This window comes from Oscillatoria salina IIICB1 (assembly GCF_020144665.1).
In the GTDB taxonomy this organism is placed as follows: Bacteria; Cyanobacteriota; Cyanobacteriia; order Cyanobacteriales; family SIO1D9; genus IIICB1.
In genome coordinates this window covers 69,612-93,885 of the sequence record NZ_JAAHBQ010000007.1, presented here as the reverse complement: position 1 = coordinate 93,885, position 24,274 = coordinate 69,612, and the positions used below count along the sequence as shown (strand labels likewise).

Annotated in this window: 16 protein-coding genes; 12 read left to right on the top strand and 4 right to left on the bottom strand. The window is 38.6% G+C overall.

Features of this window, described 5'->3' with window-relative positions; genetic code table 11:
* Window positions 1-7: 7 nt before the first annotated feature.
* On the bottom strand, window positions 8-550 hold the full coding sequence (locus G3T18_RS02620; RefSeq protein ID WP_224408966.1) for a sporulation/spore germination protein: 543 nt from the start codon (window positions 548-550) through the stop codon (window positions 8-10).
* Between the two features lie 888 nt (window positions 551-1,438).
* Between G3T18_RS02620 and G3T18_RS02615 the strand changes: the two genes are divergently transcribed.
* The 5 genes from G3T18_RS02615 (at window position 1,439) to mutL (ending at window position 10,808) form a co-directional block, all read left to right on the top strand.
* Entirely contained in the window at window positions 1,439-5,848 is a 4,410-nt protein-coding gene (locus G3T18_RS02615) for a PAS domain S-box protein (RefSeq protein WP_224408965.1), read from the top strand.
* Between the two features lie 78 nt (window positions 5,849-5,926).
* Window positions 5,927-6,334, top strand: coding sequence for a response regulator (locus tag G3T18_RS02610; RefSeq protein ID WP_224408964.1), 408 nt, complete (start codon window positions 5,927-5,929; stop codon window positions 6,332-6,334).
* Window positions 6,327-8,030, top strand: a complete 1,704-nt coding sequence (locus G3T18_RS02605) for a diguanylate cyclase (RefSeq protein WP_224408963.1) — start codon at window positions 6,327-6,329, stop codon at window positions 8,028-8,030. The genes G3T18_RS02610 and G3T18_RS02605 overlap by 8 nt, the downstream gene beginning before the upstream one ends.
* 162 nt (window positions 8,031-8,192) lie before the next feature.
* Entirely contained in the window at window positions 8,193-8,921 is a 729-nt protein-coding gene (locus G3T18_RS02600) for an AIM24 family protein (protein ID WP_224408962.1), read from the top strand.
* Between the two features lie 177 nt (window positions 8,922-9,098).
* Window positions 9,099-10,808, top strand: coding sequence for a DNA mismatch repair endonuclease MutL (gene mutL / locus G3T18_RS02595; protein WP_224408961.1), 1,710 nt, complete (start codon window positions 9,099-9,101; stop codon window positions 10,806-10,808).
* A 15-nt stretch (window positions 10,809-10,823) separates the two neighbouring features.
* Here mutL and G3T18_RS02590 read toward each other — a convergent pair whose 3' ends face one another.
* On the bottom strand, window positions 10,824-11,351 hold the full coding sequence (locus G3T18_RS02590; protein ID WP_224408960.1) for a hypothetical protein: 528 nt from the start codon (window positions 11,349-11,351) through the stop codon (window positions 10,824-10,826).
* Between the two features lie 143 nt (window positions 11,352-11,494).
* On the opposite strand from G3T18_RS02590, the gene G3T18_RS02585 reads away from it, so the two are divergent.
* From G3T18_RS02585 to G3T18_RS02575, 3 genes are read left to right on the top strand one after another with little or no spacing between them, the layout of a single operon-like run.
* Window positions 11,495-12,421, top strand: coding sequence for an Rpn family recombination-promoting nuclease/putative transposase (locus G3T18_RS02585; RefSeq protein ID WP_224408959.1), 927 nt, complete (start codon window positions 11,495-11,497; stop codon window positions 12,419-12,421).
* 40 nt (window positions 12,422-12,461) lie between these two features.
* Window positions 12,462-12,731: an RpnC/YadD family protein gene (locus tag G3T18_RS02580; RefSeq protein WP_224408958.1), complete on the top strand. Its 270-nt coding sequence runs from the start codon at window positions 12,462-12,464 to the stop codon at window positions 12,729-12,731.
* A 40-nt stretch (window positions 12,732-12,771) separates the two neighbouring features.
* On the top strand, window positions 12,772-13,062 hold the full coding sequence (locus tag G3T18_RS02575) for an RpnC/YadD family protein (protein WP_224408957.1): 291 nt from the start codon (window positions 12,772-12,774) through the stop codon (window positions 13,060-13,062).
* A gap of 53 nt (window positions 13,063-13,115) precedes the next feature.
* Here the strand turns inward: G3T18_RS02575 and def are convergent, their stop codons facing one another.
* Window positions 13,116-13,637 (bottom strand): peptide deformylase, encoded by a 522-nt coding sequence (gene def, locus G3T18_RS02570; protein ID WP_224408956.1) that lies wholly within the window; start codon window positions 13,635-13,637, stop codon window positions 13,116-13,118.
* A gap of 88 nt (window positions 13,638-13,725) precedes the next feature.
* On the opposite strand from def, the gene dnaA reads away from it, so the two are divergent.
* The 4 genes from dnaA to G3T18_RS02550 all read left to right on the top strand — a co-directional run bounded on the left by dnaA (window position 13,726) and on the right by G3T18_RS02550 (window position 23,505).
* Window positions 13,726-15,093 carry a chromosomal replication initiator protein DnaA gene (dnaA, locus tag G3T18_RS02565; RefSeq protein WP_224408955.1) on the top strand — a complete coding sequence of 456 codons (1,368 nt, stop codon included), beginning with the start codon at window positions 13,726-13,728 and terminating at the stop codon, window positions 15,091-15,093.
* A gap of 280 nt (window positions 15,094-15,373) precedes the next feature.
* On the top strand, window positions 15,374-16,543 hold the full coding sequence (gene dnaN, locus G3T18_RS02560) for a DNA polymerase III subunit beta (protein ID WP_224408954.1): 1,170 nt from the start codon (window positions 15,374-15,376) through the stop codon (window positions 16,541-16,543).
* A gap of 176 nt (window positions 16,544-16,719) precedes the next feature.
* On the top strand, window positions 16,720-19,722 hold the full coding sequence (locus G3T18_RS02555) for a hypothetical protein (protein ID WP_224408953.1): 3,003 nt from the start codon (window positions 16,720-16,722) through the stop codon (window positions 19,720-19,722).
* A gap of 81 nt (window positions 19,723-19,803) precedes the next feature.
* Window positions 19,804-23,505, top strand: a complete 3,702-nt coding sequence (locus G3T18_RS02550) for a helicase-related protein (RefSeq protein WP_224408952.1) — start codon at window positions 19,804-19,806, stop codon at window positions 23,503-23,505.
* 41 nt (window positions 23,506-23,546) lie between these two features.
* Here the strand turns inward: G3T18_RS02550 and G3T18_RS02545 are convergent, their stop codons facing one another.
* Window positions 23,547-24,266 carry a Uma2 family endonuclease gene (locus G3T18_RS02545; protein ID WP_224408951.1) on the bottom strand — a complete coding sequence of 240 codons (720 nt, stop codon included), beginning with the start codon at window positions 24,264-24,266 and terminating at the stop codon, window positions 23,547-23,549.
* Window positions 24,267-24,274 lie beyond the last annotated feature (8 nt).

Below are 24,274 nucleotides of genomic sequence, written 5' to 3'. Positions count from 1 at the left end.
CGAGAAACTAGAGCAAAATTTCTTCGCCTTTTTCGGTGAAAATTACTTCTTTAATGTCCCATTGTGTATTATCGGTAAGCGTTTTTTGGAGACTACCAAATAAGGCAAATTTTTCACAACTAGAGAGAGAAACAAACTGTCGGGGTGAGTCAGGTGCAACCCGCAAATCTAAAGTAGCGACACCGTTTTGGGAATTGACATTGATGCGATATCCCGCTAGTTCAAAATCAGTAGTGTTTTTATATTCGAGGACTTTGGCGATCGCTGCTTCTATGGAGTTATCATCGGGAACAGCTACTGTTTCCGGTACGAGCGTTTGGCACTGACTATCGGCATGGTAGACGTTAACTGTAACTGTATTCGGTTGGTTAGCTTTGAGAGATTGACTTTGATTGCTCTTCGGATTAGGAGTAGAAGTTTCGCTCTGAGGAGATTCAGGCAATCTTTCTCCAAGAGAGTTTTTTTCTGTAGAAGCTAGATTACAGCTACTTAAGCCGATGAGTAAGATTCCAGCCAAAAGAGAAGTTAGTGGTTTAGAAATTTTTTTCATAGGGATGCTATGGTTCAAAACCCTGAATTAAGAGCTTGAATTTAACTGTTAAGAAAATGAACTCGCTCAACCAGGTAGGATCGCAAGTGTGGAGACGATAAGTTAGTTCCACAATAATTAATATTCTTGGCTCTCTGGGGTTGTCCCGGATAAATTTTGGCTAGAAATAGGAAAATCGCGATCGCTTCGCTCACCGATGGCATTTTAATGGAATTAAGCAGCGATCGCCAATCGCTAATCTCTAATCACCACTAAGTTTTGGCAAAACTCGATCCCCAAATACCTCAATAAACTTTTCTTGCTCGCGGTTGACATTATGCAAAATGATCTTCTCAAATCCTAGTTCTAAATCTTTAGCTAACCATTCAATATGTGCTTCTGGGTTGGCACTGATGCGAACATATTTGTCAAGATCGTCAGGTGTGACAAAAGCGGCGGCGGCTTCAAACCAGACTAAGAACGCTCGAACCTATGAGAGTTATGCGAAAAAAGTGCGCCAGGATCGTACTCAAATTTACTTGAAACAGTTTCCTAAGTTTAATTGCCAAACTAACTAATATTGATTAATACAGGGGTTGTACTGCCTCTTTCTGGAGGAGGAAACTGAAAGTGGATCTTGCCTCACATTTGTCAGCGAATCTGCAAGTATCCTCGGTTTTAGCGACAAAAAAACTTGAAAATTTGCCTCATCCCTCTCCAGAGGGATAAAGCGCTCTAACGTCTTCCCAGAGAAAAGTTTATATTAGGTGTAAGAACTCAAGTCTCTTTCTCTGTCCGTTTTTACCTGAAAACACCTACTACTCCCGGCTCGATTACTAAAGAATATCTTGCCGACAAAGGATCTTACTTTTATTTTCAGTCAATTTTTATCAACCGAATATTATTATCATGAAAGAGTCAAAAAGTCAAGAATTACTCGAATTATTTGTCGAACAAACTCCGGTAGCAGTAGCGATGTGCGATCGCCAGATGAATTATTTAATAGCTTCTCGTCAATGGAGTGAAGATTTAGGTATAGCAGAAGATCTCAAGGGAAAATCATTTTATGAGTTAGGTAGAGAAGTTAGCGATCGCACCAGAGCCAAACTTCAAAAAAGTATCACAGGAAGTCACGAAACTTGGTCAGAGTTGAGTGACGAGATTGGCAAACTAATTAAGTGGAAAGTTAGTCCTTGGCGAACAAAAACCGACGAAATTGGTGGCTTAATTTTATTTCGAGAAGTCTGTACTCAACCCGAAAAAGAACAATTACGTTTGTTAGTCACCAATGTCAAAGATTATGCCATAATTATGCTCGACGAGCGAGGATTTATCAGTTCTTGGAATGCAGGAGCAAAAGAAATTTATGGTTATCTAAGATCGGAGATTTTGGGACAAAATTTCGCTTGTTTTTACGAACCAGAAGCGATCTCCAAAGGCGAACCTGAAGCAAATTTAGCAAAAGCAGTTTCCGAGGGAAGACTAGAAACCGAAAGTTGGCGACTGCGAAAAGACGGCTCAAAATTTTGGGCGCAGATCGCGATCGCTCCTTTACAAAATGAGCAAGGAAAGTTAAGCGGTTTTGCCAAAATAACCCGTAACATTACAGAACAAAAACAATCCCAAGAGTACCTAAAATTATTAGAACGAGCCATCGCTGCTTCTACAAATGGAATTGTTATTAGCGATGCCACCCAAGAAAATAATCCCTTAATCTATGTTAATCCCTATTTCGAGCAATTAACGGGATATATTTCCAGTGAAGTTATTAGCAAAAACTGTAAATTTCTTCAAGGCAGCGATACCGATCTTCAACAAATAGAAAAAGTTCGAGCAGCGATAAAAAAAAGTAAAGATTGTTGTGTAATTCTGAAAAACTATCGTCAAGATGGTACGAGTTTTTGGAACGAATTACGCATTTCTCCAGTATATAACGAACAAAATGAATTAATCAATTTTATTGGAATTCAAAATGATGTAACTGACCGAATAGAAACAGAAAATAATCTCCGGGAAATGCTGGAGAGAGAACAGTTATTGACGAAAATGCAAGAGCGAATTCGCCAGCATTTAAATTTAGACTCGGTTCTGACTACAACCGTAGAAGAAGTTAGAAATACTCTGGAAACCGATCGGGTAGTAATTTATCGTTTCAATCCAGATTTAAGTGGTAAAGTAGTAGTTGAATCAGTAAGTAAAAATTGGCGATCGCTGAAGGATCGACAGTTTGAAGATCGCTGCTTTCAAGAAAAATATGCTCCGACTTATCGTCAAGGAAAAAGTCGCATTATTGATGATATTCACAACGCTGACTTAACACCTTGTCACGTGCAACTATTAGCAAGTTTGCAAGTAAAAGCTAATTTAATTGTTCCGATTTTCCAAAGAATAGAAAAAAGTCAGCAAACTAGCAGCTCGAATCACTTGTGGGGTTTACTAATTGCTCACCACTGTCGAGCAACAAGAAAATGGCAAGAGGGAGAAGTAAAATTACTCGAACAACTCAGCGTGCAACTCGGAATAGCAATTCAGCAAGCAGATTTATTCGAGCAATTAAAAACAGAACTTTGCGAAAGAAAAGCTGCTGAAGAAACAGTAAGACGGAGTAATACTTTATTAAAAGCGCAACAAGAAGCCGCCTTAGATGGAATCTTAGTTATTAACGAAAATCGCCAAATTGCCACTTACAATCAGCGTTTTATAGAAATGTGGAAAATTCCCAATGAAGTAATCATTGCTGGTGAAGAGAAAAAATTGCTTGGTTACTTAAGATCGAAACTGAAAAACCCCCAAGAATTCCTGGCGAATGTAAAAAGTTTATCTACTTATCCATTACAATGTTGGTGCGAAGAAATTCGTTTACAAGACGGACGTTTTTTTGACTGTTATTCTTCACCAGTGCGATCGCCTTCTGGCGATCGATATGGGAGGATTTGGTATTTTCGAGATATTAGCGATCGCAAACGTTCAGAGATTGTCCAAAATCAGTTGATTCATTCTCTGCAAAAAAGCGAAACTCGCTTCCGTACCTTGGTAGCGAATATTCCGGGAGTAGTGTATCGCTGTGCTGGCGATCGCGATTGGACGATGGAATATATCAGCGACGCGATCGCCGATCTGAGCGGCTATCCCACTAGTGATTTTATTCAGAACCAAGTACGCAGTTTTGCTGAGATAATTCACCCAGAAGATCGAGCTAAAGTTGAACAGCAAGTAAGCAAAGCAATAGCTAATAAACAACCTTTTCAGTTTGAATATCGCTTGATTTGCGCTGACAAGTCAATCCGTTGGGTTTACGAACAAGGTCAAGCAATTTTTACTGAAGATGGTACTGTTAATTATCTAGATGGAGTAATTTTTGATATGACCGAGCGCAAGCAAGCAGAAGTAGCTTTACGTCAAAGTGAAGTATTGCGTGAAAGTGAAGCTAAAACTCGCGCTCTCCTTAATGCTATTCCTGATTTAATTTGTCGCATTCATCAAGATGGAACTTATCTGGATGTAAAAGCAGATAAAGATAAAAATCTGATAGCTACACCTCATCAACAAATTGGCAAAAACATTAGGGAAATTTTGCCCAGTGATTTAGCCGATCGACACTTAAAATACATTCACCAAGCTTTAGAAACTAACGAAACTCAAGTATTTGAATATGAATTAACAATTAATGAGAAAAATTCTAACTACGAAACGCGCATTGTCGTTAACGGTGAGGATGAAGTTTTAGCAATCGAACGAGATATTACCGAACGCAAGAAAATCGAACGACTAAAAAATGAATTTGTTTCCATTGTCAGCCACGAGTTGAGAACTCCTTTAACTTCAGTACGAGGTTCTTTAAGTTTAATTCTTGGTGGTGTTGCCGGCGAATTACCTGCTCAAGCAAAATCCCTGCTAGATATCGCTTATAAAAACAGCGAACGGTTGATTTTATTAATTAACGATATTTTGGACATTGAAAAAATTGAATCTGGCAAAATGGATTTTTATCTAAAACCATTGAATTTAATTCCTTTGGTCGAACAGTCATTAGAAGATAATCAGGCTTACGGAGAACAATATGGCATTAAATTTGAGCTAGAAACCGAGTTAGCAGAAGTTAAAGTCAATGTAGACCGCGATCGCCTACTTCAGGTACTCGCTAATTTACTTTCTAATGCTGCCAAGTTCTCTCCCGAAAATGGTACTGTCACCGTTAAAGTCGAACGTTACCCAGCTTCAGAGGAGCGATCGCCCGTAAAATTAACTGAAGACAAAAATGCGCCCCTTGAACTTGCAACTATCGCTAAAGCCTCACTATCAACAAATAACTTTTATATCCGTGTTTCAGTTATCGACAACGGTAAAGGGATTCCTGAAGAATTTCGTCCCCAGATTTTTCAAAAATTTGTCCAAGCAGATTCTTCCAGCAGTCGTCGTCAACCCGGAACTGGGTTAGGTTTGAGTATTTGTAAAGCAATTGTCGAGCGCTTAGGAGGAAAAATTAATTTTGAAACTGAAACTAATGTGGGAACAACTTTTTACTTTGAGTTACCAGAATGGCGGGAAACAACTCCAGCACAGCTAATTCGCACTCATTCTCCCCAAAGCCGCAAAATCCTCATTTGTGAAGACGATCGCGATATTGCCATGCTCTTGAGTTTAATGTTTAAGCAAGAAGGTTTACTTGCCGATCTCGCCTATAGTGCCTCTCAAGCTCAAGATTTATTAGCCAAAAATAACTATGTTGCCATGACAGTAGACTTGGCACTACCCGATCGCAGTGGTATTTCTTTAATTCGCGAACTTCGGCAGCAAGAAACTACCAAATCTTTACCAATTATTGTTGTCTCGGCAACCGCACAACAAGGACAAAAAGAATTAAATGGCGGCAGTTTTGCTGTTATTGATTGGCTGGATAAACCAATCGACCAAGACCGTTTGATTGCCGCAATCAAACAAGCAGTTTTAATGCAAGCCGATCGCAAACCCCAAATTCTTCATGTTGAAGACGATCCGGATTTAACTCAGGTAATTTCTGCTATCTTGCAAGAAATAGCCAATCTCGAGACAGCCGCCAATCTCCAGGAAGCCAAACAAAAGTTAACCGAAACAACTTTTGATTTAGTGATTCTTGATGTCAGTTTACCTGATGGTTCCGGTTTAGAACTTTTAGGTACTCTTAACTCTAATCCTCGCAAACCAATTCCTGCTTTAGTTTTCTCTGGGAAAGAAGTAAGCATGGAAGCTGCGGAAGGTGTTGCTGCCGCACTGGTCAAATCTCGTACTTCCAATCAGCAACTAATTAAAACAATTAATTCCTTAATTAACATCAAATGACCGAATAAAAAAGCCGAGCGGATCTGAAAAAAAATATGGGAACGATAGTAGTTTTTTCTAAGTATTAATTTACGAACAATGAATGCACAAATAATGACAGCACCACCTCTAAATAAAATTCTCTTGGTAGAAGACGATCCTGATATCCAAACGGTGGCTAGTTTGGGATTAAAAGCAGTTGGGGGATTTAATGTAGAAATTTGCTCTTCGGGTAAGGAAGCAGTAACAACAGCACCGGAATTTACTCCAGATTTAATTTTACTGGATGTAATGATGCCGGGAATGGATGGAATTGCGACGCTACAAGCACTGCGCTCGATTACCGCAATTCAAGATACGCCTGTGATTTTTTTAACAGCTAAAGTCCAAACTCACGAAGTAGCTTATTATAAAAAACTTGGTGTTTTAGATGTCATTGCCAAGCCTTTCGATCCCATGAATTTGTCAGCCACTGTGAAGGAAATTTGGTTAAAATATTATGACTGAAGCGCTCAATAATTTTCAATCCCGACTTGATGTTTTACGCTCGGTTTATCGCCAGCAATTGCCAGAGCGAATCGAGCCGATCGAAGCTACTTGGAATCGTTTTATTGCAAGTAATAAAGATGAAAATTATTGCCAAATAGCTCGCGATCGTATTTCAAGTTTACACTATTTAACCCATCGTTTAGCTGGTTCCAGTGCTAGTTTTGGTTTTCCTAAAATTGGTGAAGCTGCACGAAGACTGGAGTTGTTATTTATGGCGATTCTGGAAAGCAACGATTTACCGACAACTGAGGAAAAAGCACAAATTGAAGTGGCGATCGCGGCGTTGCAAGAGGCGGCGCAATCGGTTTTACCCGAGCAAAATACTTTCCCGCAAATCTATTCACTGGAAAATATTTGTACTCCAGAATTTTGCGCAACTCCTGACTCAAATAATCGCTTGCTTTTTTTAGTAGAAGACGATCCGGTTCTTTGTCAAGATTTAGCTTTGCAAATTAGTTGTTTTGGCTATCAAGTAAATACATTTCAGCGTTTATCTGAACTAAAAAAAGCTTTGTCTGTGGCTAGTCCCGCAGCCGTAATTATGGATATTGTTTTTCCAGAAAATGAGTTGGCTGGGACGAAAATTGTCCAAGATATTCAGCAGGGACGCTCTCATCCTTTGCCTGTTTTATTTATTTCGTCTCGCAGTGATTTGATGGCTCGTTTACAAGCGGTGAGAGCGGGAGGAAAAGCTTATTTTCCTAAGCCAATTAAAATTGCTGAATTGATTGATGCTCTCGATAAACTTACGTCTGTTGAAGCTACAGAAGCTTATCGAGTTTTAATTGTTGAAGATGATGCGCCTTTGGCAGCTTATTATGGCATTACTTTGCAACAAGTGGGGATGGAAACAGAAATAGTTACCGATCCTTTGGCAATTATGACCCACTTGAATGATTTTCGACCGGATTTAATTTTAATGGATATGTATATGCCCGGTTGTAATGGTTTAGAATTAGCGGCGGTGATTCGTCAACAACCTGCTTATGTGGGTATTCCCATTGTGTTTTTGTCGAGAGAAACTGATTTTAATAAGCAATTAACGGCGATTGGTTTGGGAGGAGATGATTTTCTGACTAAACCGATTGAACCACACCATTTAATTGCTTCGGTAATGCCGAGAGTTGAGCGATCGCGTTTGGTTCGCTCTTTTATGACTTGCGATAGTCTCACGGGTTTGCTTAATCATACTACCCTGAAAGAGCGTTTGGTGGGGGAGGTTAAACGTGCGTCTCGCTTGAATGCTAAGTTAGCTTTTGCCATGCTTGATATCGATCGCTTTAAATCAATTAATGATACTTACGGACATTTGACTGGCGATCGCGTCTTGAAAAGTCTCTCTCGTTTGCTCAAACAACGTTTGCGTCCAAGTGATATTACTGGACGTTATGGTGGTGAAGAATTTGCTGTCATTCTCCCCGATACCGACGGTGAAGTCGCAGTGCGAGTTCTCGATGAAATCCGGATTAAATTTTCCCAAGTTCGTCAACAAGCTGATGGTGCAGAATTTTCGGTAACATTTAGCTGTGGGATTGCTATTTATCCTCAACAACAAGATGCAACTCAACTTAATGAGGCTGCCGATCGCGCACTTTATGAAGCTAAACGCCAAGGACGCGATCGCGTTATTTTAGCAAGTAATTCAATTTCATAATTATGATACCATAAATCTATTTATTTTCCTCAATTATTTATCTAAATTTAACTATCTTTACTAAACTCAAAACCAGTGAAAAGCAAAATGTAACTATTTTCAAAATTTCCCCTAAAATAGAAGCGATCGAAGTCAAAAAACTAGCTAACTTAAGAGTCAAAAATGGAATACTTAGTTAAAATTATTGAACCTACAGATTTGTGGTATCTACAAAATAATATCAACAAAGAAACCAACAAGTATTATCATCCCACGAAAAATATTCCTTTCGTGCAACAACTGGAAATTAAGCTAAACAATTCGGGGGTAATTATTCAAAAAGGTGCTTTATACTACTGTATCGGTCAACTCGATTATGGTACTTATAAAACTGATAGTCGTCTCAAAGATTTATGGGTATCTTTGACTACCGAAACCGAGTACAATGCTCCTATTTATCGCGGAACTGGTACAATTAATCTTGAGCCCAGACAAAAAGGTTCTTTTCTTTATTATACTGATATTGAACTCTCAGAAAATGAACAATGGGAGTTTGACGATCGCGTTTTTCAATTTTGTTCCGATCGTGTAGTTTTAGGGACAAAAAGATTGAAACTTCGGCAAATGCTCGGCGATAATGATGGGATCTGGCGGTTAGCGCTCAAAGCCTTACCAAATCAAGAATGTAAAGTTGTTTTAGGAACAAATTCTCCAGCTAAAGTAATTAATTTGAATAAAGATCAAACGTTAATTGCTGATTACGATTTAGTTAAAGGTTTTACTGAAGGAATTACTGAAGATTATCGCAAATTAGGTCATTTTGGTAAAGGCGGTGGCGAAGGTTATGTTTGGATTTATGAAGGACAAGGAAGATTATTAGTATGTGAAAATGAAGGATTGCGTTTAGGGTAAAATTTGGTTATTTTCTTTCAGTTCTAATTCCGGGATTAGAGATTAGCAAAAAATCCTAATTTCTAATCCTTAAACTCGATTTGTGTTGATTGAATGGTAAACTTTAGTAAGCGCAACGAGATTTGTTGACCAAATTATTTTATAAGTGTAATTGTAGAAATTAAAATTGTGGGCTGCTTGTCTTTATCTTCAACTGATATTCAATCTCTTCCTGCTGATGTTGTCAATCGCATTGCGGCGGGCGAAGTCATTGACTCGCTGGCGGCAGTGGTGCGAGAATTAGTGGAGAATTCCCTTGATGCTGGCGCAACTCGGATTGTGGTTTCGCTGTTACCGGATTTGTGGCGAGTGCAAGTTGCGGATAATGGCTGTGGCATGGACTTGACAAATTTACAATTATGTGCAAAGGCACACAGTACGAGTAAAATCCGCAGTAGCGACGATTTGTGGAAGATTACCAGTTTAGGTTTCCGTGGGGAAGCTTTACACGGTTTAGCCCAGTTAGCAAATTTAGAGATTTTAAGCCGTCCCCAAGGGGAAGATAGCGCAGGTTGGCGAATAGTTTACGATCGCGAAGGAGAAGTTGTTAGCAGAGAGACGGCAGCGATCGCGCCAGGTACAATCGTTACAGTTGGGGATATTTTTGGCGATTGGCTGTTGCGTCGCAAGAGTTTACCAGCGATGACACAGCAGTTAAAAGCAGTACAGGCAACAATTCACCAAATCGCCCTTTGTCATCCTCGCATTATTTGGCAAGTCCTGCAAAATGGACGACCGTGGTTTAATCTTAGTCCCGGTACAACTGCCCAGCAAATTGTACCGCAAATTTTGCGACGAGTGCGCGAAACTGATTTACAACTGTGGCAACAAGAAGTAATTGAAGAGACTAGCAAGATCGAATCGCAGCTTGAATTAGTAATAGGATTACCCGATCGCTGTCATCGACGCAAACCCGACTGGGTGAAAGTAGCAGTTAATGGGAGATTAGTGCGATCGCAGCCCCTCGAACAAACAATATTAGCAGGATTTGCGAGAACCTTACCGCGCGATCGCTATCCAGTTTGCTTTTTGCATTTAACCACCGATCCGAGTAATATTGACTGGAACCGTCATCCAGCCAAAGCCGAAATTTACCTACAAAACCTTGACTTTTGGCGATCGGAAATTGGTAACGCGATCGCCTCCGCTTTACGCATCAATGCAGAAACCCTTCCCGAAACTCTCCACAACCAACGAGTTACCAACTTAATCAAAGCATCAGAAAACAAAGGACAATATCAAGTTAGCCGCGACTTACAAACCAAGCCAAAACCATCTGCGATCGACAAAACCAACGATATTAGTTTAATCGAATTGCGAGCAGTCGGTCAGGTTAACAAAACCTACATCATCGCCGAACATTCTAGCGGCGCATGGTTAATCGAGCAACATATTGCCCACGAAAGAGTATTATACGAACAACTGCAAGACGGTTGGCAAATTGTACCCTTAAAAACCCCAATCGTACTCAACGACTTAACCACAGCCCAAGTCGAACAACTAGAGAGAATCAACATTGAAATCGAACCATTTGGCGATCGCTTGTGGGCAATTCGTAGCATCCCAGCCATGTTACAAATGCGCGAAGATTGTAGCGAAGCAATCCTCGAACTAAGCTTAGGTGGAGACTTACAAACAGCCCAAGTAGCCACCGCTTGTCGCAGCGCAATTCGTAACGGTACACCCCTCAGTTTACCAGAAATGCAAACCCTCCTCGACGAATGGAAAAATACCCGTAACCCTCGCACTTGTCCCCACGGAAGACCAATTTATTTACCATTAGAAGAAACCTCCCTCGCCCGTTTCTTCCGCCGCCATTGGGTAATCGGTAAAAGTCACGGAATTTAATTCACTAATTAGGGTTTAATTAAGAGAAGCTAGTAGCGATCCCAACTTCGGTAAAAATGTATTTACCCACAAATGCGCTGCTTGTGGTGCAGCCTTTTCAATCTCCGCGAAAAACTGCTGACAAAAACCTTCGTATTCGCGCACAAAATCTCGATAACTAAACTCTACCTTCTGCCAATTTTTCTCGCCCTTACCATCAGAAAGTATAGAATCTACGATTGACAAATACATCATCTCTCCTTTTCTTTCAAACAAAAAAGCAGGTTGACCTTGTTCACCCTCATCAAAAACATACACAGAATCAATTTTGCCTCTAAACTCTCGACGTATATTCGTTAACTCCTGAATCCATTGCGAGAAACAAACATCATTCTTTCCCCAATAACCCAAACGCGGCACACCGCGATCTTTTATCTTAATTATTAATTCCCCATGAATATGACTATTCTTATCTAAATCCGACAAAGGTAAACGTTGACTATTGCCATTTTTAATCACAGCTAAATCAGCAAAATTAATTTTGATAACAGAATTTTCTTGCATAAAATTTACCAGATAGATATATACTGAATATTAGCAGAGTAAATTTTTCCGCCAATAATCACCGTCAAAATATTGCTAGCAAATTCAATCTACTCTCTACCCACCAAAAGCCAAAATTACATCTACTTGAATAACTTTCATTCATGACTAAACCAGCCGATATCGGAAGCAAACGTTTAATTAGCTTAAGTCCCGACACCTGGGTAAAATGGGTAACACAAATTCCCGACGTTCAAGCTAGAGAAATTCTTAGTTCCGAATTTCAATGGATTAGCCGCGAAAGTGATGTTTTAGTACGAGCTTATAGCCCTAGCGATGGCGAATTTATCCTCCTCAACGAACTACAATTGCATTATAAAGTTCAAATGCCGAAGCGAATGCTAGCTTATGCTGCTTTAGCCATCGAAAAGTACAATTTGCCCGTCTATCCGGTACTAATTAATATCATACCGCCTCGTGGTAATTTAGAAATTGTCAACCGCTACGAATCTCAGTTTCGAGGTTTGCAAACTCGTCAAGACTATCGCGTGATTAATCTTTGGGAAGTTGACGCAGAAATAGTTTTCCAGGAATCATTAACGTCTTTAATTCCCTTTGTCCCCGTTTTAAGAGGAGGAGGAGAAGAGACAATTGTCCGCGAAGCTTTACAAGTTTTGCGTGCTGACGAACAACTCAGCGAGTTAGAAAATCTGCTCGCATTTTTTGCTACCTTTGTATTAGATACTCAGTTAGTGCAACAAATCATGAGGTGGGATATGGCGGTATTAAGAGAATCTCCTTGGTATCAACAAATTTTACAAGAAGGACGACTTGAAGGACGACTCGAAGGAAGACAGGAAGGACGGCTTGAAGGAAGACAGGAAGGACGAGTCGAAGAAAGACAGTTACGCAGGGAAGGACTCATATCAGGAATTTCTCTAGGTTTAGAGTTGAAATTTGGGAATGATGGGTTAGCTTTAATGCCGGAAATTCTTGGAATTGAAAATGTAGAATTATTAGAAGAGATTTTAGCAGCAGTTAAAACTGTGAATTCTCCTGATGAATTGCGCCAAATTTACCAAAGAAATTGAGATTTTGTCAGCAACTTTTGAGTAAATCATGAGGTGGGATATGGCAGTATTAAGAGAATCTCCTTGGTATCAACAAATTTTACAAGAAGGAAGGCTCGAAGGACGACTCGAAGGAAGAGAAGAAGGACGACTTGAAGGACTCATATCAGGAATTTCTCTAGGTTTAGAGTTGAAATTTTGGAATGATGGTTTAGCTTTAATGCCGGAAATTCTTGGAATTGAAAATGTAGAATTATTAGAAGAGATTTTAGCAGGAGTTAAAACGGCAAATTCTCCTGATGAATTGCGCCAAGTTTACCAAAAAAATTGAGATTTTGTCAGCAACTTTTGAGTAAATCATGAGGTGGGATATGGCAGTATTAAGAGAATCTCCTTGGTATCAACAAATTTTACAAGAAGGAAGGCTTGAAGGACGAGTCGAAGGAAGACAGGAAGGACGAGTCGAAGAAAGACAGTTACGCAGAGAAGGACTCATATCAGGAATTTCTCTAGGTTTAGAGTTGAAATTTGGGAATGATGGGTTAGCTTTAATGCCGGAAATTCTTGGAATTGAAAATGTAGAATTATTAGAAGAGATTTTAGCAGCAGTTAAAACTGTGAATTCTCCTGATGAATTGCGCCAAATTTACCAAAGAAATTGAGATTTTGTCAGCAAAATGCGGGCAGGATGCCCGCACTTCAAACATCCAAACCTTTATAATCTTTTTAGGTACTCTTGTTCGGTAAATAAATCGCGGGTACTTTCCAGGCGATCGCAAAACAAGATACCATCCAAATGATCCAACTCATGCTGAAAAATCCGAGCCACAAAATCAGTTAATTCCCTTTGCTGGACTTTACCATACCTGTCTGTATATTCTACGGCGATCGCTCGATACCTCGGAACTAAACCCCGCAAACCCGGAATACTTAAACATCCTTCCCAATCCTTGACAATTTCATCAGAGTGAGATATAATTATCGGATTGATCGTCGGCGTAGGTTCCATTTCCGGCGCGTGGGGATAGCGAGGATTAGGGCGAGAAGCAACAATAAATAAGCGATAAGATTGAGATATTTGAGGTGCAGCAATGCCAACGCCATTAGCCGAGGCAGCCGTAGCCATGAGAGAATCAATTAAACTTTGGATGGATTTATCTGTAACATTTTTTACCAAGTTCGCGCGATCGCGCAAAATTGGATTACCTAATTGAGCAATTTCTTTGATTTCAGTCATGATTAAATACTGGGAAACAAAATTTTGGCTAGCTAGATAATACTATTCTGCTCTCAGTCGCTTAAAAATCAAAGTAGAGACAAACCCCGTGGAAACATCCCCCAAACAACTCTGGAATCACGTCCTAGAGCGCCTACAGCAACAACTAAGCCGACCTACCTTTGAAACTTGGATTAAGAGTGCGATCGCCCAAGAATTCCAAGATAACTGTCTCGTCGTCTGCACTCCGAATCCCTTTGTTCTCAATCACATACAGAAACATTATCTTAACGCGATCGCCGATGTAGTTGCAGAGCTCGTTGGTCATCCAGTCGAAATCCAACTAAAATCAGCTAAAGGAGAAAATGTCTCGGTTGGCGAGGCTGAGGTTTCCCGATCCATGTTACCAACTCATGACGCCCAATCATCTAGTAATCAACCTAAGCCCACAAAATTAAACCCTAAATACAATTTTTCTAGCTTTGTTGTTGGACCGAATAACCGCATGGCTCATGCTGCTTCCTTAGCCGTAGCTGAGTCTCCCGGACGAGAATTTAATCCTTTATTTCTTTGCGGTGGAGTTGGTTTAGGAAAAACTCACTTAATGCAAGCAATCGGTCATTATCGTTTAGAAATTTCTTCAGATTCTAACGTTTTTTACGTCTCTACAGAACAATTTACTAATGACTTAATAGCCTCAATTCGTAAAGACAGTATGCAAAGTTTTCGCGAGCATTATCGCGCGGCTGACGTACTTTTAGTAGATGACATTCAGTTTATCGAAGGCAAAGAATATACCCAAGAAGAATTTTTTCACACTTTTAACACTTTACATGAATCAGGCAAACAAGTCGTAATCGCTTCCGATCGCCCACCAAATCTCATTCCTAGCTTACAAGAAAGACTTTGTTCTCGCTTTTCAATGGGCTTAATTGCCGATATTCAAACCCCAGATTTAGAAACACGCATGGCAATTTTGCAAAAAAAAGCCGAGTCCGATCGCGTGCGTTTACCCCACGAAGTAATCGAATATATTGCTAGTAACTATACTTCTAACATTCGCGAACTAGAAGGAGCCTTAATTCGGGCAGTAGCCTATATTTCCATTTCTGGTTTAGCCATGTCCGTAGAAAATATCGCCCCCGTCTTAAATCCACCAGTAGAAAAAGTCGCCGCTTCTCCCGAAGCAATTATGCAAGCAGTAGCAGATACTTTTAACGTTTCACTAGAAGATTTAAAAAGTAATTCTCGGCGACGAGAAATTAGCAGCGCCCGACAAATTGGGATGTATTTAATGCGCCAACATACCGACTTAAGTTTACCCAGAATTGGCGAAGAATTCGGTGGCAAAGATCACACCACCGTGATGTATAGTTGCGATAAAATTGCCCAATTACAGCAAAAAGATCCCAGCCTATCCCAAACCTTGCGTCAGTTAAGCGATCGCATCAACTTCGCCAGCCGCGATCGCCCTTAGCCTTGAAGAGGGGGTTTTCAGTGAACAGTGAACAGTTATCAGTGAACAGTTACCAGTGAACAGTTACCAGTTAGCAGTTTATCTTCCTTGTCCTCCTTGTCTCCCTTGTCCTCCTTGTCTCCCTTGTCCTCCTTGTCTCCCAGTCCCCAATCACCAATCACCAATTCCCAATCCCCCATAAGCAAAAATACCCTGTGGAAAAACTCTTCGATTTTTCCACAAGCTTTCCACAGCCAAAAAATAGTACAATAGCACCCCCAAATCAACGAAAGCAAAAACCATGAAATTTATTTGCAGCCAAAGTGACCTCAATACCAACCTATCCCTCGTCAGTCGCGCAGTCCCCTCTCGCCCCACCCATCCCATCTTGGCAAACGTCCTCTTTGTCGCCGACGCCGAAAAACAGCAAGTCAGTTTAACAGGCTTCGATCTCAGCCTCGGTATTCGCACTTCATTCCCAGCCCAAGTCATCTCACCAGGGACAAGTAGCCTACCCGCAAAACTCCTCAACGACATCGTTTCCCGCTTGCGAGAAGGAGAAATCACAATCGTTGACGAAGAAGAAACCCTAGGAGGGGGAATTTTAGCAACCATAATTTCCGCTTCTGGGCGCTTCCAAGTGCGCGGAATGGATGCAACCGAGTACCCCGAATTACCCATAGTTGAAGATGGCGAAGCCTTAACTTTACCCATCGAAGCTTTAAGTGAAGGTTTAAAATTAACTTTATTCGCAGCTAGTAGCGATGAAACCAAGCAGATATTAACAGGTATTCACCTAACTTTTGACGGAGATAACTTTGAATTTGCCGCAACAAACGGGCATAGATTAGCAGTTGTCCAAACCACCAATGAGCCTGAATCAGAAGAAGAAAACGAATCATCTTTAAGTGAAATAGAAGACTTTGAAATTACCATTCCCGCACGAGCATTGCGTGAGTTAGAGCGAATATTTGCCCTGCAAGACAAAACCGATCTGATTGCTCTTAACATCGACGAAAGTCAAGTGGTTTTTGAACTCGGCGATCGACGTTTAACAAGTAGAAAATTAGAAGGACAGTATCCCAATTACCAACAACTAATCCCCAATCAATTTAGCATCCAACTGACCTTAGATCGTCGCCGGTTAGTCAGTAGTTTAGAGTTAGTTTCTGTCTTAGCAGACCAAAAAAATAACATCGTCAAATTTAGCTTAGACAGCGACAAACAGCAACTTGCTTTAAGTGTAGATGCCAAAGATGTTGGCAGTGCTAAAGAAGTAATGTCTGTGGAAATGTCCGGCGACAATATCGAAATTGGTTTCAACACTAAGTATTTGCTGGACGGCTTAAAATCTCTTCCTAGTAACGAAATCACAATGCAACTTAACTCACCTACCACACCAGTTATTTTTACACCCCTTGGTGGTTTAAAAATGACTTATTTAGTAATGCCAGTTCAGTTGCGCGATTAATCATAATCAGTTGTACTTGCTTGATTATAAATTCGTCACTCCCCTAAACTTTGTAGTCAGCGCTTCAGCGCTGATTTACCTTTTTGAGACTAGCTACACCCAAAAATGGTATTATTTGAAAAACAATCTAATCAAACACTGAGCAATACCCAGCGTATTTTATTTAGGGTGTAAATATGGCAAACGTAATTAGAGAAAGTGACGACAACTTACCTGTTGTAGATTACACTGACATTTTACAGAAAATTATTACTTATTTAAGGCAGCAAAACCTCTTTAAAATCTCAGGAGATCGCCAACGCCTTCTCATCAAACTTGATACTATCGCTGCAAATTTGTCAAGGCAAAGCATTCAAAATCCTCTAAATTCTACTAGAGGTGTGCGTAGTGCAACTGTTAACTTTAACCAAAATTTTGCCAATAGTTTTCCTCAATTAATCCAGCAAATTCGAGATATTCTTCGAGAATCCCTTTGTACCACACTCAACACTGATAATATAGCTGAATTTATTGGCGCAAATCTCATAACAAATTTAGAACAATTTCAAGGTAATTCTCAACAATTAGGTTTAATATACAATTTTAACCGCCAATTTACTAACTTACAAAAACAAAAACTAAGTATCGATAAAAATCGTTTCGGTGGGGAATCTTTGCTCAAATTTCATAAAGTCACAATTTCTGTTCAACATATCAATAGTTTTCAATCTGAACTTCAAGCAGGAGTTGAAAACTATATTGACAATGAAGTGACTTGTAGTAGCGAAACAGAACGAGAAGAACTTCACGAAATCCTCGAAGAAGAAGTAGAAAATAATGAATCTGAGTTTCATAAACTACAGCGAATAGTAGACCAAGAAACTTTAGGTAAACTGAAAAAAGAAGCAAAAATAACTTATTTAACCTATATTATAGACAATATTGGGTCTGTAGATGCAACTGCTTTAATTTACTTGCAAACTTTGAGACGACGTTTGCGCTTAATTGAATATTACATTACTCATCAAGATAAAGCCTATGCTGATTATGACGTTTATTATGCAGGAGCAACAGTTAACTATCGAGACGTTTTTGCTCGTGCGGAAGCTGTAGATTCTCTTCCGATTGTACCAATTATAGCAGGTATTTTAGGAGAAAATACCGATCGAGAACGAGGCGAAACTCAATTCATTTTCGGACTTAAATTTAAATTTAATAACCCCGTACAAAACCAGGGTGGTAAAAGCGTATTCGACTACAATCTCGATATTCTTAATCCTGACAGTGAGGAACATCAAAGAGAATTACGCGATCGCTACAACAGAGAAAAATTTGCCAGAAAAGTTTTACAGCGAGTATTTCTATATTACTTCGTCTTTGCTTGCGACAATCCTCAACAAGAAGGTTATCATCCTAGCAACGATTTAAACTACGATCCAATTCATAATTTTGAAAGGAAAATATTACCGACTCTGCGAGGTGATAATCAAGAAGAAAAAGAAGCACTTTTGCGAAGAATTATTCAAGAATTAGAAAACTATAATGTTCGAGGTAAAATCGCTATTTTGAGAAAAGCTTTACAGAACTTTATCCACAGAGACAGAATTTTACCAACAGGTAACTACTCGCGGCAAATTGTTGTTAGAAAAAGCGTTCTTAAGGAAAATATCAATAGTAACTTAGACGGTAATTTCTTCGAGGATGTTGTTGTAAGTAACCCCAAACAATGTCTCAAATACATTTTAATCCAAAACGCAGGTGTTGAAACAGACGCTCTTTGTCAACTACCTGTAAATATTGAAATAGAAGACATTCGTTATTACTTAAATCAAGAATCACAACAATTTAGTTGGCAATATAATATCAAAGAAATTCCAACTTTGCCGATCTTGTGGGTTCCTCGTACTAAAAACAATCCTTGTTGGAATCTCTACGAGCGCCATTTTCAACAACATAAACATATTATCTTTTCTTACAATAATACCCACTTAATTTCTGATAATATAACGTCTGAAGAAGCCTTTATTTATCATTTTAGTTGGTCATTGCTAGCTTATATTTGCATAAGTATTTTACTAGAAAAAGCTCCAAAGAATCTGTTTCTTCCGATGGTGCGGCTACATGAAGGAACTCACAAAAAGCCTTTTCCAGTAGAAAAGTTTTTAGCTAATTTATCCAAAATAATATCTTATCTGTTAAGCGAAAAATATTTATCTAGTTCCCAAGGTTTCCGAATTAATAATATTAAGTCTTATAAAATTAGTAATGGTTTAAATTCTCTTTATTCACGATTACCAAAGCATTTTAGTTTCGAGAATATCGAACCACCTCAATTAGATAAACTAGCAATAATTGTCGTTGCGAGTCGAGAAACTGATGCTTGGTATGATAGTCGCAGAAGACGCGATCGCTGCTCTAACATGACAGGAGAAGTAGTTAGTATCAGTAGTTTAGACAATGGTACAATTCGGATCGAAACAGTAAAGACTTTTTCCGATAACTATCACGTGCGGCGTTTGTATCGCAATCCACCAATTTTAATCGACACAATAAGCAATCTTTATCGCCAAGGATATCGCCACTTTTTGTATATAGCTAAAGCCCCCTATACAAGTAGTTTACATATTACCCAAACTGATGTAGATGAAGGGCTATATTTTATGTCTCCCAGTCTTATAAAAGAGTTAAAAGGAGAGCGAGACGATATCAAAATTTACCCAGTATTTTTTGATAAATATTATGTTCACAAGCTGAAAAATTTTAAATCCAAATCGCTTTATCTCCAAGATACTAGACAGTTAATGAAAGTAGCAAGAGATACCAAACAACAAGCAATTGTCTTTTTTAATTTGTTTAACGGAATTGAAGTGGGACCTAAAACTGACCGTTTTTATAATGGTGTAATTTCTTATTCGACTTTGTTGAAAATCCATTCAGATGTAATTGACGATAATGACATTATGAGAGGATTAATCGATGATAATTCTCTCAAAAATGACATTCTAAAATATCTTACTTTGTTCCATTTTTCTCGCTTTGAGAAAACTTCACAAATTAGCTTGAAACTCGATCCTTATGAAAATATTATTGGTGATGAATCATTTGGTGCTTTATCTGTATTTCCCCAAATGACAGAAACAGTTGAGTTTAACTCGCTGGCATTTTTAACCGAGGTTAGTAAAGCTTTAATGCTCGATTAACAAGTTGATTTTAGATTAACTCATAACTGGGTTTGTTTATTAAGTAACCAAAAATCCAAATTTTCTGAAAAAAAAAGAATTATGCTTGCTGAATCATTGGGGCGTTTATTTGAAGTTGGTTTTAATATTGGGATTTTAGCTAATATCGAACAAAATGAGTATCCGCACAATTATAAGAATTTATATCGCCGAGAATTAGAGCAACTAAAATTACCAGAAATTGCCAAACGTATTGTTGCAGATCATTTTTTGATTAGTACCGAAAATATTCAAATTGTGGAAAAATGGAGTCAATATTTTATCCAGAAAGGTTATCTCTCTGGATGGAACTTTTTTGGTGAGTATATTAACTCAACTGGATGGAGCGATCGCCAACTTAAAAAGCTAGAAATTGTTTATTATCAATGTAGCTTTGCGGGAGATAATAGTTTCGGGACTGGTTCCGCAGATACTAAACAAGAATTAAGAAAATGTTTGTCTCAGTTTGGCGATTTGAAAAACATTGATAAGTATATTTCTCCCTACACAAAAAAAGGGGGATTTCTTAAAGCAGATACTTTAATATTAATTCGTTGCCGGAAAAAATATCGTATTTTGTGCGTAGATTTATCAGTTTTTTCAATTCGATCGGCAGAAGATATAGAACCTTTGGATAATCTTGAAGTTTTGCGGCGGATGCTAATGAAAAAAATCAGTTATTTACGCTCAAAAAGTGTTTTTTCTGAACTCCGAATTGACACTGGTACAACAACAGATATTGGCTTAGAATTTTCTCAAGATTTGCAACGATATCTGACTGCATTTAAGCGTAAAGATAAAGAAACTGCCAAATTAATTCAAGCTGGAAGTTATGCTTATAGTTTTTATAATTTTCTGCTCAGAACTAACATTTTAAGTCAGGAAAATGATGTAGTATTTAACGTGGTTGGTTATAGCGATCGCGCTTTGAATTCCCTCTCTCTACGTCCGGAAAATCTCGACTTTTTGGCGACTTGTTCGCACATTTACCGCAATGAAGATAAAGCACAAGATATAAAAAATGCTCGTACTCAAGTTATCAAGTTAATTGAGCGTAATGCGGCTAAAAGTTTTCAAAATGGAAAGAAATTTGTTGAGGAATTATCGACTAAACCTCTTAACAGTAGAGATGAGGAAATAACTAAAATTAATCACACGGAAAAGATCGAAAATTTTGTTAATTCTGTCAGTATTCTTCCTTCTGAATTAGCAACTAAACTAAATTTAGATTCGGGTTTAAATCTTAGGGATGCTCACGCAAAATTAATTGACAAAGCGCTTGTTTCTGACGACACTTATCTTTTTTTAACAGGTAATCCAGGAATTGGCAAAACTACTGCGATCGCTAATTTTCTCCGCTTACATTTAGACGAAGGTTTTCTCTTTGTTTATATCAGTCCCCGCAACCAAGTTAACTTCGATTTACTTGCCAAATTTCAATCTTCCAATACTAACAAATTGTGCGACGATCGCTTATTTTGTCTTAACACTAATTCAATTATTCTCAAAGAAAACAATAACCAGCCTACAGTACAATATCATTCTAATCTGCACCAAGATAATTTTACTGCGAAAACAATCCGTTTCATTAATGCTAATCAACACCAAAAAGCATATATTACAAGCAAGCGTTTAAAACGAATAACCGCCGATAAATTTAGCGACGCTGGCGAACGAACTGCTGGAGTTTTGTCAAGTCTTTCGCAAGGAATTTATACACTTATCGATAAGCAAATATCTAACCAAATTGTCGCTACAGTTTCTATCCAATCACTAAGAATAACTCCTCATGGTAAAAATACGATCGAACATTTAGATCGCATTTTTTCCGGAGTTTATAACGATCGCGATAAACGAGTAATTCCCCAGCGAATGTGCAAAATTTTTCAAAGAATCAAGCACGTTTTTTTCATGATTGACGAAATTACAGGCGACGATAGCGGGGCAAATTTTTTAAAAGGTATTAGCTCATTTTTTAGCCGATTTGAATTAGCTAATTACGGCTTTAATCCCAAAATAATTGTCGCTGATGCTTCTATTGTTGACCCGGAAGTAATTAACCAGCACCTCGCGGAAGCATCACCAGAAGCAGATAAAATCTATTTTCGACTAGCAAAAACTACTGCGGTTACTCTTGCAGTACAACATTTTCAATTTAACCGTCTTGGTGCGCGAGTTATTAATGCTAATTCTTATCCAGCAACTAGCTTATCTTTGACTTATAAAATCTTTGTTGAATGTTGTCAATATAACGAAAATAACTGGAAAGAAAACAACAATTTAGTTAAAACTGTTCAAGGAAATATTAATCAAGATATAAATAAATTTTTATCTCAAGCTGACTCGAGTCAAGTTTTAGTTTACATTCAAGATAAAAGAAGATTAGAAGAGTTAATTAAAAAGCTTCGCCAACAGCATGAACAATTTGTAAAAAATGAAGATTATTTAGAAATACACGCTAACCTTTCCGAAGCAGCGAAACAACAAATTCAGCAGTATAAAAATCAAGTAAAAGTAGTTTTCATGACTTCTTCAGCTAGTCGGGGATTATCCTTTCCTAAAGCTAAACATATCTTGGTTGAAATACCTCGTTTTCAGATTGAAAGAAATCTAATGGAGGTAATTCAAGTAATATATCGTGCGCGAGGAGAATTTTGGGTTGAACCTGAATTAACTACCAAGAAAACTTTAGACACAGAAGCCAAAGAAATAATTTTTTATTTATCAGATAGAGCAGTTTATTGTCCAGAAGATAGTGAAAATAATCTTGAAAACAACTGTCAAGAACGCCAATTGTTAATTCAAGAAAGCACTTTAAATTTATTGAATATTTTGCTGGTTTTGAAAGCTTCAATTATGACGAGAATAAGCGGTGCCGGGCGTTTGGGGAGAAAAAATTATACAATTATCCCAATTGGTGGTAAGTCTGTTTCGGCGGCGGGAAATACATTTTCTGGTCAAATGACTAATTTGATTAGAGAGTTGAAAAACGAGCATCATCGTAAACCAGATAATGTTGTGCTTCAGCATATTTATACCAGTTTACAAGCTCTACTTAGTAAGGCTGAGTTTGTTTTGCGTGATGCAGGTAATTCGGATAATAATAAGAAGATTTCCTATTTGCAATTACAAGAAAAATTCAATCAAAATTTTGCTGAGTTGTCTAGTAGTCTCGACCGATTATTAGATTTAGGTAACATCGCAATAGGTCATCTGACGGGTGAATTGCTTGTGGTTCCAATTGCCGAGAAAATCTTAGAAGAAACTTATGCAATTAGTTTAGAAGAGCAAATTAGAAAGTATGCTACAGATGAATTAATCAAGAAAATGTTTGCAGTTAGTAAAAGTTCTGAATATCCGGATAATTTGCGTACTGCAATGCAGGGAAGTGCGCTAGAATTGGTAAAATTGCTCAAGAGTGAACTAGAGCGATCGCAGTGGTTCGAGATTGACAGCCAAAATTTAGACCAATACTATGCTTTACCTTTGTTTACATTTATTAGTGGTGAAACTCTGAAAGCTTATTTTGCTAGCAAACCCGAAGAAGAAGAATCAACCGAATTTCGCAGCTTACTTTCTCGCTACGTTCACTCGCTTTATCCTGCCTATAATACCCTACCCATCGGACGCAGCTACGAAGAATTTCCTTTTCTCATTTTCCGTAGCTATAGTTTAGCCCAAATGAGGTCAAAAATATTTAGCGATCGCTACTTATTAAGCTCTAGCGAATTAAACGTAATTAACCTCATTTTAGCAAAAAATTGACGACAAAAATCACAACCAACTTTTGTCGTCCGAGCAATTATTTAATCAGGTAACTCTCCAAAACGTTCCCGATAACGAGTTAACATTTCTTCTAAAGCTTCTGCACGTTGCCGTTCAGCTTCTGCAAGTTCTCGTTGTTGTTCCGCCTCAATTTCTGCCGCCGATCTTGCTTCAGTTTCCTGTTGCAAACGCGCCACTAATTCATCCGGAATTAACAACTTTTCCCCCGTATCAAGACGATAAAAACCAATCAATTTACCTTCAATTGTCAAACGCAACTGCAACGGTTCACTTTTGCCATCCGTAATTAATTCGTAACTTTCACCTTGCAAACGATAACCGCGCAATTTTTCGGTTATCCACTCTCCTTTCGGGTCAAATAACCAATATTCAGCTACTCCAAACTGTTCGTAAAGAGTTAACTTAAAATCACGATCTTGCTGTTGCGTAGCTTTGGAAGTCATTTCAAAAATAACTACCGGAACTTGACCTTCTTCCCAAATTTTATAGTTATCTCGTCCTCCCGGTTCCACATCGAAAATAACCATCACATCAGGCGCAGTTTTCGCCCTCGGAAAGCCTTGGGAATAATATAAAAACTGATTCGCTAATACCGTTGCGCGACGACCTTGGAGATATTGTCTTAAAACTTCTAAAGTCGTCAAAATAGCATAAAGATGATCGTAAGTTTCCGCCACTGGTTCACCGTCAGCACTAGGATAAAATATTTTTGACTGGGGCGTTGAAGTAACTGCTGTCATAACTTTTA